This window comes from Paenibacillus nitricinens (genome assembly GCF_052056485.1).
Lineage (GTDB): Bacteria > Bacillota > Bacilli > Paenibacillales > Paenibacillaceae > Paenibacillus_AQ > Paenibacillus_AQ nitricinens.
Genome location: NZ_CP183948.1, coordinates 1,591,860 through 1,609,280 on the forward strand (window position 1 = coordinate 1,591,860; position 17,421 = coordinate 1,609,280).

8 protein-coding genes are annotated in these 17,421 nt (G+C 45.0%); 3 read left to right on the forward strand and 5 right to left on the reverse strand.

Going from position 1 to position 17,421, the window contains the following annotated elements:
- The first annotated feature begins 52 nt into the window (after positions 1-52).
- A complete protein-coding gene (locus ACN6KS_RS07175) occupies positions 53-1,234 on the forward strand; it encodes a sensor histidine kinase (RefSeq protein ID WP_440961673.1) in 1,182 nt (393 codons plus the stop codon).
- A gap of 204 nt (positions 1,235-1,438) precedes the next feature.
- Here the strand turns inward: ACN6KS_RS07175 and ACN6KS_RS07180 are convergent, their stop codons facing one another.
- Both ACN6KS_RS07180 and ACN6KS_RS07185 read right to left on the reverse strand, forming a co-directional pair.
- Positions 1,439-3,370, reverse strand: a complete 1,932-nt coding sequence (locus tag ACN6KS_RS07180; protein WP_440961674.1) for an ATP-dependent DNA helicase — start codon at positions 3,368-3,370, stop codon at positions 1,439-1,441.
- Positions 3,371-3,689: 319 nt separating this feature from the next.
- The gene (locus ACN6KS_RS07185) at positions 3,690-6,344 is read right to left on the reverse strand and encodes a cation-translocating P-type ATPase (protein WP_094872227.1); all 2,655 of its coding nucleotides are present in this window, start codon (positions 6,342-6,344) and stop codon (positions 3,690-3,692) included.
- A 518-nt stretch (positions 6,345-6,862) separates the two neighbouring features.
- Here ACN6KS_RS07185 and ACN6KS_RS07190 point away from each other — a divergent pair.
- Positions 6,863-11,434, forward strand: a complete 4,572-nt coding sequence (locus ACN6KS_RS07190; protein ID WP_440961675.1) for an endo-1,4-beta-xylanase — start codon at positions 6,863-6,865, stop codon at positions 11,432-11,434.
- Between the two features lie 370 nt (positions 11,435-11,804).
- Here the strand turns inward: ACN6KS_RS07190 and ACN6KS_RS07195 are convergent, their stop codons facing one another.
- The 3 genes from ACN6KS_RS07195 to ACN6KS_RS07205 form a co-directional block, all read right to left on the reverse strand.
- A complete protein-coding gene (locus tag ACN6KS_RS07195; RefSeq protein WP_440961676.1) occupies positions 11,805-14,171 on the reverse strand; it encodes an MMPL family transporter in 2,367 nt (788 codons plus the stop codon).
- A 29-nt stretch (positions 14,172-14,200) separates the two neighbouring features.
- Positions 14,201-14,818 carry a TetR/AcrR family transcriptional regulator gene (locus tag ACN6KS_RS07200; protein ID WP_094872232.1) on the reverse strand — a complete coding sequence of 206 codons (618 nt, stop codon included), beginning with the start codon at positions 14,816-14,818 and terminating at the stop codon, positions 14,201-14,203.
- 257 nt (positions 14,819-15,075) lie between these two features.
- Complete coding sequence (locus ACN6KS_RS07205) at positions 15,076-16,518, reverse strand: DHA2 family efflux MFS transporter permease subunit (RefSeq protein ID WP_256989924.1); 1,443 nt, start codon at positions 16,516-16,518, stop codon at positions 15,076-15,078.
- A gap of 294 nt (positions 16,519-16,812) precedes the next feature.
- On the opposite strand from ACN6KS_RS07205, the gene ACN6KS_RS07210 reads away from it, so the two are divergent.
- Entirely contained in the window at positions 16,813-17,394 is a 582-nt protein-coding gene (locus tag ACN6KS_RS07210) for a TetR/AcrR family transcriptional regulator (RefSeq protein ID WP_094872235.1), read from the forward strand.
- The last annotated feature ends 27 nt before the right edge of the window (positions 17,395-17,421 follow it).

Genomic DNA, 17,421 nt, shown 5'->3' on the forward strand with positions numbered 1-17,421 from the left:
AGGAAAATATACATAAATATTGAATACAAAACAACAAAGAGGGAGGATGAAAATGTCTTACAGAGAAAATGCATTGCGTTCGTCATTAACCCTAGCTGTTCCAATCATTTTAGACAGGCATTATCATTCTATAACTATGAAAAATATCGAATCCGTCTGGTTTGTAGAGACGCATAAGGAATTGTTAGATTCATCACTCAGTACGATATTAATGAGTATGATCGAAGCATTGTTCTTGGATTCTTTTGATTTCGATCAGTACCTAACACTAGTAGAAAAAGAAGGGTTTGAGCAAGGGGTTTTTACTACGGAAATATTCGGTGATCATTTTGATATCTTACTTGAAATGAGCAAGGATTTAAACTTAACCGCTCAGAATATTATGTTTAAGATTATTGAAGAAATTGTAGATGGTTCCACGAATCGATTGCTTTTTTTTAATCGTTTAATGGAATGCAACTGGACCCGATTTACGGGCTTTGCACAGGGGTATTTGTCTAATAAAAATCAACAGATTGACCATTTGCATGAACAAAAAATTGCAGTTATGGGACAAATGGCTGCTGGTATGGCACATGAAATACGGAATCCGCTTGCTTCGATTAAAGGATTTGCCCAGCTTGTAAACAACAGGCTATATGAACCGGAGATCAAGGCGGATGAATTGCGTGCGTATCTGGATATAACCATCAATGAGATTGATGCTCTGAATGGATTAGTAACAGACTTCTTAGTATTAGCTCGAAAAGGTGATAGTACGAAGAATAACGGCGTAATATTTAACGTTATTGAGGTTATACATAGAGTTAATAACATTGTAAATCAACTCATACTTAGTGATGATATTATTCTTTCCGTGGAGTATTCTCTAGAGAAAGTAATGACGTATGGAAACCCCTCTCAACTAGAACAGGTAATCCTTAACATTTTAAAAAATAGTATCGATTCATTCACAGCATTTAGAGGCCGAATAGACATTACAGTTAGCACCGCTAATGACACTAACGAAATTATACTTATTTTTAAAGACAATGGAGAAGGAATTCCACTGGATAAACTAAATCGAATATTTGACCCTTTCTTTACAACCAAGCAAAAAGGGACAGGAATTGGATTATCAATTTGTAAACAATTAATAGAAATGTATGGGGGACAAATTAAGGTAGACTCAGAAGTTCAGGTAGGTACTAGCGTGATGGTCATTTTACCTTGGGCAAATGATTATCACATTTGAGGCTACGAACAATTTGAATGATTGAATGAAGGATGATAAATAGATCATCAGCTTCGGAGAGCTGATAGAGCAAAAATAGACAAGCCTGCCACAGAAGCGCTTCAGGCTTGTCTATTATTTTTCATGCTGAAAAGGATCCCCCAAGCGATACACAGTATCGCTGTTCAAAAAATATGCGTTCCTTAGAGGAAGGTGCAGCCTGTTCTACTTAACGCTAAGTTGTATCTCTTTTTCTTTTACAAACTTCTCCAGCACTCTAAAATCCTCGGTAACCTTTTTAAAGGGTAAAGATTCCAGTGCCTTATCCCTGTAATCCTTTTTCGCAGCAGCAGACAGACGGGAATCAAGTATGCTGAGTACACCAAGGTCAGTCTCACTACGGATCAGTCGCCCGGTTCCTTGTCTTAACCGAAGCAGCATGTCCGGTACAAAAACGTCATTTAAGGGATTCTTTGCCAAAGATGCTTTATATTCATAGACAGGATCGGAAGGAACAGGGAAGGGCAGACGAAAAATAATTAACTGAGACAAATCAGAACCTTCGATATTCACGCCTTCCCAGAATACACCGGTACTAAGTAGGACGCCTTTACTGCCACGGAATTCAGCGATCACCCCGTCCTGAGACGATCCTTCTCTTTGAACATGCACCGCCCATGCAAGCTTCTCGGATTTTAACTTCTTATGAATGTACTTCATATCTTCCTTCGCTGAAAAAAGAACCAATGTCCGTCCGTCCGTTAAATTACAGAGCCTCAGCATTTCCTTGTATGCCGCTTCAAGATAACCTACCTTGTTCTGATGGTTGTAGTAAGGGATATCTTTAGCGATATACAGCATGGTGTGGTTGTCATAATCAAACGGAGAAGCCTGGCGCTCCATATAATCTCCCTTGTAACCGAGCGACTGCGTCAGATATGCATATTGTTCCTCTAGTGTTTCTCCGGTCTGGCACATGGTGGCTGACGTTAAAATAACAGATGTCTTCCCGTTAAATAAGGTATACCTAAGAAACTGGCTTATGCCTTTAGGGCAGATACTAATAGTGGCCTCACGCTGGGTATTGCTTCCCCAGATCAGGTAGCTATCCTGTACTCCGGCGAGTACATCAAAGAGATCTATAAGTCCGTTCATAGCTTCAAAAAGATTATCGATCTCTCGCTCATGCTTGGAAGTTAAGACAGATAAGCTGAGACTAAACTCTTTCAAAACCTGAGCCCCCCGCTTTAACGGAATCCCTATGATCTCGGACACTTTTATCCGGTCATTATCTTGCTTGGCTGTTTGCAGCAAATCCGCCTCTACCTGTTTGAAAATATGACCCACGCATCTTTTTAAAAATTTAAATTGCGGTAAAAGGCCGTTATCTGCGGATTGTTTGAAGAGAATCTGTAAGGTGTCATCCAGAATACGGCAGGTTCCCCGGTATGTAAACTCGAGCGTTCTAGCATCTCTAACCTTTGCTTCCAGATTATGAGCTTCATCAATTACGATCAGAGCTGGCCGTTCAGTGATTAATCCCTTCGTTCCTTCTTTTTTCTTGATCAAATCACGGATGAGCAGGTCCTGGTTGACAATAATAAAATCCATGTCGCTGGCGTCGGCGTTAATCTTTGCTCTCATTTCGTAAAATGAACAGGTGCTTTTATAATGGCATCGTTCAAATTTACAATCATTCACACAAACATTAGACCATACTGCATCACTAACCCCACCCTTAATATCTGCTCGCTCATCAATGTCATAATTTACAATACGCTGGGCGAGCGCAGACAGAGGAGATCTTGAATCATCAGGTTGTAAAAGGTCTGTTGCCCTGTATCGGCAAGCATATTGCCCCATGCCTTTTCCGACTACGGAGCGAACCGATGTAAATCCGAGCCGGCTTCCAATGAATCTCAGATCTTTATGAATCTGTTCTGAAAGCTGTATGGAGGATGTTGCAATAATGATCGGTTGCCTTGAGACTTGGTTAATGAGCAGGCTGGGAATGAGGTATGCAAAGGACTTACCGATGCCGACTCCAGCTTCAATCATTGCGTTTCTACCATCAATATAAGCATCAGCGATATCCAGAGACATATCTTGCTGGCCGATCCGCTCTTTAAGTCCAATCCTGGGAAATCTATCATACATCCGAAAGATGGCATTGACTAAAGAGGGTTCGATGTCCTTTTTTAGCTCCCGCTTCTGTAATTTATATAGATCACTTAACCAGCTAATAACAACCGCCCCATTTCACTATCAATTTTCTTCCAGTCCCAGTTTTTTGGGTGAGGTTGTAATTATCGTAGATGAAGCGCTAACAGTCAAGTGTCAGAATATAAAATAATGATTTTAAACCCTGTTCATCTAATCATAATACAGATGCTTTAATCTAGATCTGTAAATGACAGAAGAACAGCGATTCTCCATCCTTGGAGAATCGCTGTTTTGTCTTTTTGTTCAATTGTGATCAAGAAGCTGATTTAGGAGTAAACGCTCTGCGAACAATCTTCGTCAATTCCATTAGAATGACGGCACCGAGTGCCAGACCGCTTGCAATCAGCCAATCGGACATTCCGAATGAAGCCGGAATCGAGAAGATTTCTCTAACCCCTGGAAGAACTGCAATTCCGTAAAAGGCAAAGCAGACCAGAACGGCTCCGATGACGTATTTGTTGCTGAAGAACCCAGCTTCAATAGCTGTTTGACTGTTCGAGCGAGCGGCAAAGGTCTGAAGCGTACGAGACAGGATCAGGGTTGTAAATGCCATGGCCACGCCCATATCAGGGGAATGCTGGAGTCCGATATACAGGGATATAATTACGGCGATACCTATAAGTAGACCACGAGTAATAATAGCCTGCATCATTCCTCCGGCAAATATACCTTCCTTCAGTTCTCTTGGATTTCTGTTCATCACGTTAGGTTCAGGTTTCTCCATACCAAGAGCAATGGCGGGCAGTGAATCATTCGCCAGATTGATAAATAGAAGCTGAATCGCTGTGAAGGGATTAATCCAGTCGAAGATCAGGGCAAACAGAATGGCGATAATCGCACCCAGGTTGCCTGAAAATAAATAGGCGATCGCTTTTTTGATATTGTCGAATACCGTTCTGCCCACAGATACAGCATTCACAATGGATACAAAATTATCATCGGTCAAAATCATGGCAGCCGCGTCTTTAGCAACGTCAGTTCCACTACCCATGGCAACACCGATGTCTGCTTGCTTCAATGCAGGTGCGTCATTTACGCCATCACCGGTCATGGCTGTGATTTTGCCTTTTCGCTGCCACGCCCGGACAATTCTGATCTTATTCTCCGGGGAGACTCGGGCGTACACACCAATCTGCTCAAGCTTATTATCCAGTTCTTCGTCGGACATGGCATCAAGCTCTTGGCCGGTTACGGCAATTTCTTTCTCCGTCATAAGGCCGATATCGCGTCCGATCGCTTGGGCGGTTGTCTTATGATCACCAGTAATCATGATGGTCCGAATTCCAGCCTTCTTGGATTCTGCGATCGCGCCATAGACAGCTTCCCGGGGGGGATCAATCATAGCTGTCAAGCCTACGAGCACCAGGTTTTGTTCATCCTCAAGGCCCACTTCTGTGACCGTATTGGGTACGGTTTTGTAAGCATAGGCAAGGACACGTAGTGCTCTGCTGGAGAATTCCTCATTGGCTTCAATGAAACGATTAAGAACCTCCGGTGTCATCGGCACTTCTTGTCCACTTAGTAGTACATGCGTACAAAGACTAAAGAGTACATCTGGTCCGCCTTTGGTGATCACTGCTTTTTGTCCGTTAAACGTGTGTAAGGTCGTCATCAGCTTACGGTCCGAGTCAAAAGGAAGTTCGGCTTCACGAGGGAAATTGTCGCGTATTTCCTTGTAATCTTTATTTATGCTGTTACTGAAGGCAATAAGTGCCACCTCAGTTGGATCGCCTAGTTCTTTACCATCCTCATTAATGTTAGAGTCGTTACAAAGCACGGCAATGTGTAGGAGGCGCCGGGCTTCCTCAGACCATTCTTCGGGCTCTTGATTGAATTGATCACGATCACCTTCCGGTAAAAAGTAATCTACAACCGTCATTTTATTTTGGGTTAGCGTACCGGTTTTGTCCGTACAGATGACACTGGTTGATCCAAGTGCTTCGACGGCTGGTAGCTTACGAATAATCGCATGCTGCTTAGCCATTTTATTCGTACCTACGGATAAGACAATCGTTACGATCGAGGATAGGGCTTCAGGAATAGCGGCGACTGCCACAGCGACTGCAAACATTAGGGCATTCAGGATGGCTTCCGTGGTATCTACTGTATCATTCGACAGCCAAACACGTCCGGCTTGGATGGCAAAGATCAAAACGGACAGCACGATAATCGCTACACCCAGCTGCTTGCTAAAGGTTTCGAGCTTACGCTGTAGTGGCGTCTGCTTGGCTTCGGCGCTCTCAATGAGTTCAGCGATTTTGCCGATTTCGGTTGTCAGTGCAGTTCCTGTTACTACAAGAGTTCCACGGCCATATACAACCAAAGAACCGCTAAACGCCATATTACGACGGTCTCCGAGTGGAGATTCCTTCGCGATGGGATCCGTATGCTTCTCTACAGCTTCGGATTCTCCGGTCAGCATGCCTTCATTGATCTTCAAGCTTCCCGATTCTATGATGCGGCCGTCGGCAGGTACAAAATCTCCAGCCTCCAGTAATACGATATCACCACGAACAAGCTCTCTGGCAGGGACGGTTTTTAAGGCTCCATCCCGCAACACTTTAGCTTCGGGTGCTGACATCTGCTGCAAGGCATCGAGTGAACTCTCTGCTTTACGAGTTTGGATGACACTTATAACTGCATTGAGAATCAACACGAGGAAAATGATAAGCGACTCCATAACTTGACCCATAATAATCTGGACAATAGCCGCAATAAGCAGTACGACCACCATAGGGTCCTTGAAATTTTCAAGGAAAAGCTTCCAGAGGGGATCTTTTTTCTTTCCTTTTAATTCATTGTAACCATCACGTTCCAGTCGTTTGTCGACTTCTGCCGACGTAAGCCCGTTAGTTGTACTCTGCACTTCCTGTAAACTGTCTGTTACATTCTTGCGGTAATACTCCACTAATGATAGCTCCTCTCCGCTGTGCTGTGTCTTTTTTTAGGTCTCATAAGCTTCGATTTACTGCATAAGTGCACATAACTGCTTGTTTTATACAAGTATGGTATATCAGTTCGTCGAATCAGTAGACTTCAGGACCTATCTTCAAACTTACGATTCAACTTGACGCAAGTTTCAAAATATGGAGCTTAGTATGCGCATATCTAAAAAAAGATCATTCGTAATCGTCCATATTGTGAAATCTTTTTAATGAATAATATTGGATTACCTATGAAGAAGTCTTATTACATGGGAAGACATAGGGAATTCCTAGATCTTGCGTGTGTTTTCCTATGATTATGGGGGGTAACACCTTTAGTATTAGTATAGTTGTCAATTGCGTCGGAGATGTAAAATGGTGTAAGCACACATGTAAGCGGTTACAAATGGAGGTGGATCTCTAATATCAATTTTTAAGGGCAGCTTCTAGAGGGTTTAGGTAATAACCACTTTGAAAAATAACTTGAGGAGGAATGCGACAAATGAATAGAATGTTTAGACAAGTCATCTCGATTTTACTCGCAGCTGTTTTGCTTATTCCATCAGGTTGGTTAGCTCCGATTACGAAAGCTACGGCGCAGGATACGACAACGTCATCAGATACGGTAACGGTATATCACGAAACCTTTGTGAACGGCAAAGGTGTTGCAGGTCAATCAGGTGGTGCTAGTCTCACCCCTGTCACCGGTAAGGTTTTTGACGGAAATGCTGACGGTGCTGCTTTATATGTTGGCAATAGAAAAAATAACTACGACGCAGCTGATTTCAAGTTTAGCGACATGGGCTTAGAGAACGGTAAAACCTACTTGGTGTCCGCATCTGTTTATGTTGACGCTGATGTGGTTGTACCTACTGGTGCACAAGCTTATCTTCAAACTATAAATAGTTATGGTCTTTTGGCAAGCGTGAATTATGAAGCTGGAAAAGCGATCACTCTGACGAAAGAACTCACTGTGGACACGAGTAAAGATACGACGCTGCGAATTCAATCCAATGAGATTGGTGAGGCCGTGCCGTTTTACATTGGGGATATCCTCATCACGGCAAAAAAAGCAGTCACAGAAACGGATAAAGAAATTTATCACGAAACTTTTGCAAGTGGTAAGGGTTTAGCCACACAATCAGGCAGTGCTGCTCTAACACCTGTAACAGGTAAGGTTTTTGCTGGTAATGCTGATGGTGCCGCATTATATGTTAGCAATAGAACAAATGACTGGGATGCGGCTGATTTTACATTTAGCGACATAGGCCTGGAAAATGGTAAAACCTACACGGTGACCGCAACAGTATACGTTGATCCTGATGTGACTGTTCCTAGCGGTGCACAAGCTTATATACAAGCAATAGGCAGTTATGCCCTTTTGGCAAATGTGGATTATGTAACAGGCAAAGCGATCACCTTGACTGGCAAATTCACTGTGGATACGAACAAAGATACGAAAATTCGTGTTCAATCCAACGATGTCGGGAAAACAGTTCCGTTCTATATCGGCGATGTGTTGGTTACAGAAAAGGTGACAGCAGAGCCGACACCATCACCAACGCCAGAAATACCTAGAGATCCAGCTTTACCTTTTACTACAATTACTTTTGAGGATCAAACGACAGGTGGCTTTGAAGGCAGAGCAGGTACTGAAACACTTACAGTTACCAAAGAAGCGAATCATACGAATGATGGTTCATACGCTTTGAAGGTAGAAGGAAGAACAGGTACTTGGCATGGACCATCATTACGTGTGGAGAAATATGTGGACAAAGGCTACGAGTATAAAGTTTCGTTCTGGGTTAAGTTGATCGATCCCGCAAGCTCGCAGCTCCAGTTGTCTACTCAGATTGGCAATGGAAGCAGTGCCAATTATGTTTCGCTCGCACCTAAAACCATCAGTGCAAGTGATGGCTGGGTTCAGTTCGAGGGAACATACCGCTATAACAATGTAAGCAGTGAGTATTTGACCCTTTATGTGGAAAGCTCCAGCAACAGCACCGCATCCTTCTACATTGACGATATCAGCTTTGAAAAAACAGGATCGGGTCCGGTTGGCATTCAAAAAGATCTAATTCCGATTAAAGATGCTTATGCAAATGATTTTTTGATTGGAAACGCAATATCGGCGGAGGATTTGGCAGGTGTCAGACTTGAACTTCTAAAAATGCATCATAATGTCGCTACGGCAGGAAATGCCATGAAGCCGGATGCGTTGCAGCCTACGAAGGGGAACTTCACGTTCACCGGTGCAGATGCGCTTGTAGATAAAGTGCTGGCGGAGGGAATGCAGATGCATGGACATGTCCTGGTGTGGCATCAGCAATCACCTGCATGGATGAATACAACAACAGATGCAGAAAACAACACGATCCCTTTGGGGCGCGATGAAGCGCTCGGAAATTTGAGAACCCATATCAAAAATGTTATGGAGCATTTTGGCGATAAGGTGATCTCCTGGGATGTTGTTAATGAGGCGATGAGCGATAATCCATCTAACCCAACGGATTGGAAAACTGCACTGCGATCCGCCCCATGGAAAAGTGCTATTGGAGCAGATTACGTAGAGCAGGCATTCCTGGCAGCAAGAGAAATATTAGACGCGAATCCTGATTGGGATATTAAACTCTATTACAATGATTATAACGAAGATAATCAGAATAAAGCACAAGCCATCTACAGTATGGTCAAAGAAATCAATGATAGGTATGCGCTGACTCACCCTGGTAAACTGCTAATCGACGGTGTCGGCATGCAGGCGCACTATAGTATCAATACGAACCCTGAGAATGTGAAGCTTTCCTTGGAAAAGTTCATTTCCTTGGGAGTCGAAGTAAGCATCACCGAGCTGGACATTCAGGCGGGAAGCAACTATCAGCTTTCGGAGAAGCTTGCTAATGCACAGGGTTATCTGTATGCGCAGTTGCTAGAAGTCTTCAGAGCTCACAGGGACCATATCACACGTGTTACCTTCTGGGGAATGGATGATAACACAAGTTGGAGAGCTTCCTCCAATCCGCTCCTGTTTGATAAGAATCTGCAAGCTAAACCAGCTTACTATGGCGTTATCGATCCTGATACCTTCATTGAAGAGCATGAGCCTGAATCGGTGGAAGCTAATCATTCTACTGTCAAATTCGCAACACCTGTCATAGACGGAACAGTTGACGAGATCTGGAGCCAAACCGCTGAAATCCCGATCAACCGTTATCAAACAGCTTGGCAGGGAGCGAGTGGAGTGGCCAAAGCGCTCTGGGATGATGAAAATCTATATGTCCTGATTCAAGTTAGCGATACGCAGCTTGATAAGAGCAGTGTGAATGCATATGAACAGGATTCGGTTGAAATCTTCTTGGACAAAAACAACGGGAAAACAACCTTCTACCAAGAAGATGATGGACAGTACAGAATTAACTTTGATAATGAGACTTCATTTAATCCTTTAAGTATCGCAGCTGGCTTCGAATCGGCAACTCACATTTCCGGAACAAACTATACGGTTGAAGTGAAGATTCCACTTCAAGGCATAACTCCGGATGATGATACAAAGCTTGGTTTCGATGTACAAATCAATGATGCAAAAGACGGCTCACGTCAAAGTGTTGCGGCTTGGAATGATACGACAGGTACTGGATATATGGACACATCTGTGTATGGTGTGCTTACCCTCAAGGGTAAATCTGCGGGTTCGGAACCAACACCAACACCAACACCAACACCGACACCAACACCAACACCGACGAGCCCAACAGATCCAACAGATCCAACAGATCCAACAGACCCGACGGAACCATCAGCAACCCCGACATCTGTACCAACAGCCACACCAGCGCCAACTAATTCATCAACTGACAGCAGCAATACCAGTAGTGTAGTAGGTACTCCACAGCCTGCAGCCATTGCATACAAAGATGGTGTTGTTACGATTACACCGGAGGTCAAATCTGAAAACGGGCGTGCCATAGGAACAATCTCCAGCGACAATTTGAAAAAAGCGCTTGAACAAGCTACAGCCGCGGAAAATGGCAAGAAACAAATCGTAATCGAAGTACCAAAGCAAACGGATGCGCAAGTGTATGATATACAATTGCCTACCCAAAGCTTGATGGGGAAAGAAAACTATGAGCTATTGCTTAAGACGGAAAATGCTACAATCCGAATTCCAAGCAATATGCTGTCCAACGTAACTGATAGTGCTGAGCAAGTAACTATACGTATAAGTACGGTTTCAACGGACAGCTTGAATGCATACAATCGCAATTTGATCGGCAACCGTCCGGTTATTGATCTAAGTGTTGTATCAGGCGATAAAGTCATTCCATGGAATAACCCTAACGCTCCTGTCACGGTATCCATTCCGTATATACCGACAGCGGAGGAACTAAGTAATCGGGATTTAATCGTTGTTTGGTACATCGATGATAAAGGCAACGTAGCTCCGGTTCCGAATGGTCGATATGATGCTGCCACCCAAACGGTTGTATTTCAAACGACCCACTTCAGCATTTATGCAGTAACCTTTGTAAATAAAAACTTCGGAGACCTGCAGAGCGTAACTTGGGCAAAACAAGCCATAGATGTTATGGCAGCTCGCAATGTCATCCAAGGAACGAGCATGAATAATTTCTCACCTGCAGATTCTATAAAGCGGGCAGATTTCATTGCTCTTCTTGTCAGAGTGCTTGAACTGAAGGGAACGGGCAATAGTTCAGCGATGTTCAGCGATGTCCAAAAGACGGACTATTATTATGATGAACTAGTTATCGCGAAGGAACTGGGAATTGCCACAGGCTTTGAAGATGATACGTTCCGACCATACAGTGAAATCTCTCGTCAAGATATGATGGTGCTGACCGCACGGGCACTGGCGGTATCCGGCAAGCAAGTCAAGGCGAGCGGCGCTTTAATTGCTTATCTCGATGAAGCAAGTATCTCCAGCTACGCGAAAGACAGTGCATCCTTGTTGATCAAATTCGGGATTGTGAACGGTAAGAATGGTAGAATTTCGCCTAACGACACGCTTACCCGTGCTGAAGCAGCAGTGATCTTGTACCGCATCTGGAAGCTGTAAGCTCAGCTTAGAAAGAAGACGCCTTTATAATTTGGTAGGAAGAAATATCAAAAAAACGTAAACGACACAAAACAGCGATTCTCCCATCTTTGGAGAATCGCTGTTCTTGTATATGTATAGGACAAGGCATATGGCTATGCCAGAAAGGAGGCAACGAGAATCTGTGGAAAGTACAACAATATGTGCTAAATTTATACTAACAGAAACCAACTCACCCGATAGGTTAATTTGTTCGTCGATCAATATAGAGAAGATTTCTCTGACACAGGCAGAACCGTAATGCCGTAAAAAGTAAAGCAGACCCTGCAGGTAGTTCGCAGGGTCATGCTCTTCAAAATTTTGGGGAGACTGTCTAAAGGCTGTCCACTTCTTATTTCTTACCTTCTCCCTTGGCATTGAGCATGGCAATTAGCTTATCACCCTCGACATCGAGGTTCGGAAGCAAACGGTCTAGCCATTTCGGAAGCCACCAGGCTTTGTCGCCGAAGACGGCCATTACCGCCGGAACGAGCGTCATTCGGATGATGAAAGCATCGATCAGGATGCCGAAAGCCAGCGCAAATCCGATCTGCTTGATCATCGCATCAGGTGCGAAGATGAAGCCAGCGAAGACGGAAACCATGATTACGCCTGCGGCAAGTACGACGCGGCTGGCGAGATCGTAACCGTGAACGACACTGTCGTTGCCATGACGTCCATGGACGTAAGCCTCACGCATGGAGCTGACGAGGAATACCTGATAATCCATCGCCAGTCCGTACAGAATGCCGGTGACCAGAATTGGCATAAAGCTGAGCAGTGGGCCTCCTGTGTCAAAACCAAACAGAGAGTGCAGCCATCCCCACTGGTAGACGGCCGTGGTTAGGCCAAAAGTAGCGAGGACGCTGAGAATAAAGCCTATCGTCGCCTTGATCGGAACGATGACTGACCGGAAAACGAGTAATAGAATAATTAGTGATAGGATTACGATGATGCCAATATACAAGGGAAACGCGTCGGATAGCTTGGAAGACATATCGATATTAATCGCAGTGAAACCGGTCACGCCAAGCGTTACATCATTTGCTGATGCGAGGCTGGAAGTGGGATTGCGCAGATCCTGCACCAAATCTCTCGTTTTTGTATCTGTAGGGCCTGTTTTAGGAATCAGACTGATAATAGCAATATCTCCGGTCGCATTGACGCCCATTGGGGACACTAGCGTGACGTTATCATGCATTTGCAGCTCTTGAACCAGCTTGCCAAGTGTCTGCATTGAAATCTTGTCGGAAGGGTTGTTTGGCTGGGCCACAAGGAGTAGCGGACCGTTGAACCCTTCGCCGAAGCCCTTGGAGATGATGTCATAGCTCTGGCGTGCTGGAGTGTCCAGATTTGCTGAAGCGCCAGACGGAATACCTAACTCCATTTTGGTGACTGGAATCGCCGCTGTGCCAAGAACCAAGACCACTAGAACAATGATAGCCCAGCGGTATTTTACCGTAGCGTTCGCCCAGCGGTGTGAGAACCCGTGGCGGGCTTTGCCCGCGGAAGCTACGTTCTTTGAACGTGCCTTGACGGTGCAGATCCGTTCGCCTACCAGACCCAGCAGTGCAGGCAGCAGGGTAAGCGCCAACAGAACAGTGATCAGAACGCTGACAGCAGCAACGAGAGCCATGGTTGACAAGAAGCCGATGCCGATGACCAACATGCCGCAAAGGGCGATGATGACGGTCAGTCCGGCGAAGAATACTGCACTGCCTGCGGTGCCGACCGCTCGGCTTGCTGCTTCCTTGGCACTTAAATTCTCATCGAGAATTAACCGCCGCTGCCGGTTCACGATAAATAAAGAGTAGTCGATACCGACAGCCAGACCGATCATGACTGCGAGAATGGGTGTAATGTCATTCATGTGCACAATATTCGAAAGAGCAAAAGCACCGCCGACGCTAATCGCGACGCCAAGGAGCGCAGTAATCAGCGGCAGTCCGGCTGCAACAATCGAACCGAGTGTAATAAACAGCACAACTGCTGCGACGGCTACGCCGATCGCTTCCGTAGATCCGATGGACGGTGTGCTTTTGAGCGAATCACTCGGAATGGCTGTGATCCCGGAGCCTGCCTGCTCCACCTCGGTTACAGCCTTAATAACGTTATCTGGTACAGAAGAGGGGAGAGATGTCTGCTGAACCGTGAACTGGAATTGGAACAGGGCGATGCTGCCGTCGGCGGACAGCATGACGCCGGGAACCGGAGCACCATCAAGGATTAGTGGCCCGTAAGGAGCGGCCTGAGCTGCAGCAGTAGCTTGACCCGCAGCGTCTGTCTGACCCGCCGCCGAAGGGTCAGAAGTGGCAGTCTGGCCACCAGCAGCTGCAGATGGGTCTGCTCCTGCAGCTTGACCCGCAGCCGCCGCGGCTTGCGCGGCCAGTTCAGCAGGATTGATGATATAATCCATGCTGTAGACATCATTTATAGCCTTCAGAATCACTGCTGATCTCTCCGGCGTATCTAGCCGTTCTCCATCAGGCGCGGTGAAGGCAACGCTCGCCTGACCGCCAGCAGCCGCTGGAAGCTCCTTGACCAGCATATCCAGTACTTTTTGCGATTCAGTGCCTTCAATTTTCATTTCCGAGCTGGACTGGATACCATTGACACCAAGCAATGCGCCTATAACACCAAGAATCAGAATCCAGACCGTAAGAAAATACCAGGGCTTGGTATATGCAGATTTACCCAATCGGTACAGAAATGTAGACATATTATGGTTTTCTCCTTTGTATCTCTAAATTAGAAACCTTTTCGTAAATAAGTGAACATTGAATTTAGATATTGGTCGAACGATATGGCATCGGAGTGTTCATCCTGCGCTTCACCTGGTAGCATGACATTCAGACGTCCATCCAGAATCGGCACGAACGCTCCGTAAACGGCACCAGCGAGAAGATGTGTATATCCGTCGGCATAGCGCCCATGAGTGAACTGTTCGAGCACTTCCTGCGCGGCAATCTGCAGGCGGCGGAATACGCTGAGGATATAAGGCTCCAGTGACTGATATTGATTAGCCAGCGATACGAATTGCCGCAATTGATACAGAAACTCGGAAGTGAACTGCAGCTTGAACAATTTATACAGAGCATCCAGCGGTGTTGCATCTGGTGGCAGGTCCTCGAATAGCTTGCTCTGACCCTCTCTTGAAGAGTTGCTGATAAAATATGCGGCTACCGCCTCCTCTTTGCATGAGAAGTAGTTGGCAAAGGTCCGCCGGGAGTAGCCGGCTTTCTGGACAACGTCGTCGACGATGAAGCCGTCCATCCCTAGTTCAAGCGCAAGCTCGAAGGCAGATTTGGCTAAGGCATAGGCAGTAGCTTCTTTTTTTTTGTCGCGCAGCGTCTGTTTGGGGTTCAAATTCTATGCGATCTCCTTTCTTAAGTACAGAGGATATTCTGTGCTCTATTTTCTATTTTTATATTATTGCCCAAAGGGTAAAATTGCGCAATGGGCAATTTTTAAGAAACGAGTGGAGGTTATATTCAGGATACAGGATAGTGAACCGTCCGAGGTTGTAAGCAGGGTAGTTGTCAGACTAAAAAGAGATCAGCAATGATTAACATTGCTGATCTCTTTTGCAATTTACTTTAAATAGTGCTATTTGCTTTTATATATTAAGCTTCTTTGGCGATGATCTTTTTGAGCTTCACTTCGGGTTCTTGCTCAAGATCAGGCGCTTGCCCAACACGTTTAATGAAGAAAGAGAGCAGCAGGCCGAGAATGCCGATACCAACAATGACTAGATAGGAATCATTGATACCTTGGATGGAAGCCTCCATAATCATATGTTCCTGTGTTCCGTTTTGTGTGCTACCGGAGGCTAGCATATCCTTCATATGCGTTGTGGTACGACTCGTCATTACGGTGACGAGTAGGGAAGTCCCCACGGCGCCAGCCACTTGTCGAATGGTATTCGAGATCGCTGTACCGTGCGCACTAAGCTTGGAAGGCAATTGATTTAGACCTAAAGTTTGGATAGGCATCAGGAGCAGAGCCATCCCGATCCGGCGTCCTGTTGACATATAGACCAGATACATATAACTGGTTGAGTCCGTTAAGTTCACAAAGCTTAGCGTAGTTGCAATTGTAATGAGTAGACCGATGATGGCAAGCCATTTTGCCCCGAACCGGTCGAACAGCTTCCCGGTTATCGGCATTAGTAAACCCATAATGAGTGCACCAGGAAGCAGCAGCAAGCCGGATTCCATCGCTGTAAAGCCACGGGCATTCTGCAGATACAGAGGCAACAGCATCATATCTGCATACATCACGATGGTAACTGCGATACTGATGACAGTCGTTAAGGAAAACATACTGTATTTGAAGGCTCGAAGATCAAGCAGCGGGTTCTGGGAAGCTAGCTGTTTCCAAGTAAACAAGCCAAGGGAAAGGACACCCAGGCCCAGAGACAACAGCACTTCCGCGCTTGACCAGCCTGCGCTTGCAGCGCGGCTGAAGCCATACAGCAAGGTTCCAAAACCAATCGTAGAAAGAATTACGCTAACAATATCCAACTTGGGAAAGATGCGCTCCGATACATTTTTTAAATAAATAAATCCGCAGATAATTACAATAACGGTCAAAGGAATCATGCCATAGAACATAGTTTCCCAAGAATAATGCTCCAAAATATATCCGGCTAGAGTAGGTCCAATGGCAGGCGCAAAAATAATGGCTAACCCTACCATCCCCATGGCCGCCCCTCTCTTTTCCGGAGGGAACAGGGTCAAGATGACATTCGTGAGCAGTGGCATGATAATCCCGGCACCAGCTGCCTGAATCATACGACCGGTCAGCAGAATAGGGAAGTTAGTTGCGAGAGCCGAAACGATCGTTCCAGCCAAAAATATAAACATGGATGCTTGAAAAAGCTCTCGCGTCGTAAACCGTTGCATCAAATATGCTGTAATTGGGATCAGAACCCCATTAATCAGCATATAGCCTGTTGTGAGCCACTGAGCGGTAGCAGCCGTGATATTAAAATCATGCATTAACTCCGGAACGGCAACGCTCATTACCGTTTGATTCAGTGTTGCAAGAAAGGCGCCCAAAATCATAATGAATAAGATGGGTCCCTTTTTTACGGAACTGCTTGTTACTTCTGTCTTTGTACTCACTCCACTCCATCCTTTCAAATCGTCGATCATGGACTAAATTTACAGTGTGTTGTATAGTTTACAATGCATGAATTAGATTATAAATGAAATTTTCATGTAATCAAGCAACGATTTGCGAAAAAATGTAAAATAGTTTACATTTATTTTAAATTTGTAGTGTTTTCTCATGAAAAAACAACAATTTATTAAAAAATGTAGTTTACGATATGAATGTAAAAGATTGGAGAGAGTAGGATGAATAACACATCGCAACGTACAGATCCACGGGTACTTCGTACACGTCAATTGCTTAGAGATGCTGTGATTGAATTGCTTGAGGAAATGGATATTGAGAAAATATCAGTAAACCGTATTGCAGAGCGGGCTAAAATCAATCGGGTTACTTTTTATCTGCATTACCGGGACCTGCCGGATATGTTAGAAAAGATGGCGGATGAAATGGTGGAGGACATTCTACAAGTAGTGAACAACGAAGATAATGATCACGAATCGGTTGAAGAAGAGAATTTAAGAATACTTGAGAGTCTGCTAAAGCATATTGCGGAAAATGCAAAATTCTACAAAGTTATACTCACATCGAAACGGAGCCCGATTTTTACTGATCGACTGTTTGACTTGATGGCGGAAATCATTTCTGCACACCAGGAGAAAAAGGAGGGTGCGGCTGATCATTCCAAGATGCCCATACAGAAGGACATTGCCGTTTGGTACGGTTCTGCAGCCTTAATTGGCACGGTTATTTCTTGGCTTCGAGATGACATGCCCTATACGCCAGTGTATCTTGCCAGACAAATAAGTATGCTGCGTGCTAACTAGTCAAATGAATGCGATCAAAGGAAAAGC

What these genes read in the sequence shown, in the direction of transcription:
- ACN6KS_RS07175 (WP_440961673.1), top strand. Translation starts at nt 53, where the DNA reads ATGTCTTACAGAGAAAATGCATTGCGTTCGTCATTAACCCTAGCTGTT.
- ACN6KS_RS07180 (WP_440961674.1), bottom strand. Translation starts at nt 3,370, where the DNA reads ATGTATGATAGATTTCCCAGGATTGGACTTAAAGAGCGGATCGGCCAG.
- ACN6KS_RS07190 (WP_440961675.1), top strand. Translation starts at nt 6,863, where the DNA reads ATGAATAGAATGTTTAGACAAGTCATCTCGATTTTACTCGCAGCTGTT.
- ACN6KS_RS07195 (WP_440961676.1), bottom strand. Translation starts at nt 14,171, where the DNA reads ATGTCTACATTTCTGTACCGATTGGGTAAATCTGCATATACCAAGCCC.
- ACN6KS_RS07205 (WP_256989924.1), bottom strand. Translation starts at nt 16,518, where the DNA reads ATGATTTTGGGCGCCTTTCTTGCAACACTGAATCAAACGGTAATGAGC.
- ACN6KS_RS07210 (WP_094872235.1), top strand. Translation starts at nt 16,813, where the DNA reads ATGAATAACACATCGCAACGTACAGATCCACGGGTACTTCGTACACGT.